The following is a 603-nucleotide window of genomic DNA, read 5'->3' on the forward strand; positions in this document are numbered from 1 at the left end:
TGAACCCAGCTCGCGTGCCACTTTAATGGGCGAACAGCCCAACCCTTGGGACCTTCTCCAGCCCCAGGATGTGACGAGCCGACATCGAGGTGCCAAACCACTCCGTCGATATGAGCTCTTGGGAGGGATCAGCCTGTTATCCCCGGAGTACCTTTTATCCTTTGAGCGATGGCCCTTCCATACGGAACCACCGGATCACTATGCTCTAGTTTCCTACCTGATCGACTTGTGGGTCTCTCAGTCAAGCACCCTTGTGCCATTACACTCTCCGACCGGTTACCAATCGGTCTGAGGGTACCTTTAGAAGCCTCCGTTACGCTTTTGGAGGCGACCACCCCAGTCAAACTACCCACCAAACAGTGTCCTCGCTACAGCGAGTTAGCGCTCAAACATTCGAAGGTCCGTATTTCAACAACGGCTCCCCGACGACTGGCGTCGCCGGCTCGTAGCCTCCGGACTATCCTACACATCAAATGCCCAAACGCAATGCTAAGTTGCAGTAAAGGTTCACGGGGTCTTTTCGTCCCGTTGCGGGTAATCGGCATCTTCACCGATACTACAATTTCACCGAAGTCACGGTTGAGACAGTGTCCAGATCATTAC

At 53.9% G+C, this 603-nt stretch carries 1 rRNA gene; it reads right to left on the bottom strand.

Annotated elements, in window-relative coordinates:
• Positions 1–603 (bottom strand): 23S ribosomal RNA (locus WS34_RS15060); the annotation flags it as partial.

It is taken from the genome of Odoribacter sp. N15.MGS-14, from assembly GCF_000980245.1.
In the GTDB taxonomy this organism is placed as follows: Bacteria; Bacteroidota; Bacteroidia; order Bacteroidales; family Marinifilaceae; genus Odoribacter; species Odoribacter splanchnicus.